The organism is Pseudomonas sp. GQ91 (assembly GCF_059758795.1).
Genome location: NZ_JCAXED010000044.1, coordinates 1 through 1,236, shown reverse-complemented (window position 1 = coordinate 1,236; position 1,236 = coordinate 1). Strand labels below are relative to the sequence as shown.

At 50.9% G+C, this 1,236-nt stretch carries 1 rRNA gene; it reads right to left on the bottom strand.

What is annotated here, in order from left to right:
* Nucleotides 1-1,004: ribosomal RNA gene (locus AC6CIA_RS26320) — 16S ribosomal RNA — on the bottom strand; the annotation flags it as partial.
* Between the last annotated feature and the right edge of the window lie 232 nt (nt 1,005-1,236).

Below are 1,236 nucleotides of genomic sequence, written 5' to 3'. Positions count from 1 at the left end.
GAAAGTTCATTGGATGTCAAGGCCTGGTAAGGTTCTTCGCGTTGCTTCGAATTAAACCACATGCTCCACCGCTTGTGCGGGCCCCCGTCAATTCATTTGAGTTTTAACCTTGCGGCCGTACTCCCCAGGCGGTCAACTTAATGCGTTAGCTGCGCCACTAAGAGCTCAAGGCTCCCAACGGCTAGTTGACATCGTTTACGGCGTGGACTACCAGGGTATCTAATCCTGTTTGCTCCCCACGCTTTCGCACCTCAGTGTCAGTATCAGTCCAGGTGGTCGCCTTCGCCACTGGTGTTCCTTCCTATATCTACGCATTTCACCGCTACACAGGAAATTCCACCACCCTCTACCATACTCTAGTCAGTCAGTTTTGAATGCAGTTCCCAGGTTGAGCCCGGGGATTTCACATCCAACTTAACAAACCACCTACGCGCGCTTTACGCCCAGTAATTCCGATTAACGCTTGCACCCTCTGTATTACCGCGGCTGCTGGCACAGAGTTAGCCGGTGCTTATTCTGTCGGTAACGTCAAAATTGCAGAGTATTAATCTACAACCCTTCCTCCCAACTTAAAGTGCTTTACAATCCGAAGACCTTCTTCACACACGCGGCATGGCTGGATCAGGCTTTCGCCCATTGTCCAATATTCCCCACTGCTGCCTCCCGTAGGAGTCTGGACCGTGTCTCAGTTCCAGTGTGACTGATCATCCTCTCAGACCAGTTACGGATCGTCGCCTTGGTGAGCCATTACCCCACCAACTAGCTAATCCGACCTAGGCTCATCTGATAGCGCAAGGCCCGAAGGTCCCCTGCTTTCTCCCGTAGGACGTATGCGGTATTAGCGTCCGTTTCCGAACGTTATCCCCCACTACCAGGCAGATTCCTAGGCATTACTCACCCGTCCGCCGCTCTCAAGAGAAGCAAGCTTCTCTCTACCGCTCGACTTGCATGTGTTAGGCCTGCCGCCAGCGTTCAATCTGAGCCATGATCAAACTCTTCAGTTCAAACATCTTTGGGTTTTTAAGAAACCCTAAACTTGGCTCAGCAATCGTTGGTTACATCTTTGATTTCTCGCGGAGTAACTTGTGATGCTGATAATCTTGTTGACTATCAGTCTGACTCCACAAGCACCCACACGAATTGCTTGATTCAGTTGTTAAAGAGCGGTTGGTTAAGAGCTTTCGTCTCAACCGAGGCGCGCATTCTACAGCAGCCTCTGTTGCTGTCAAGCGGTTA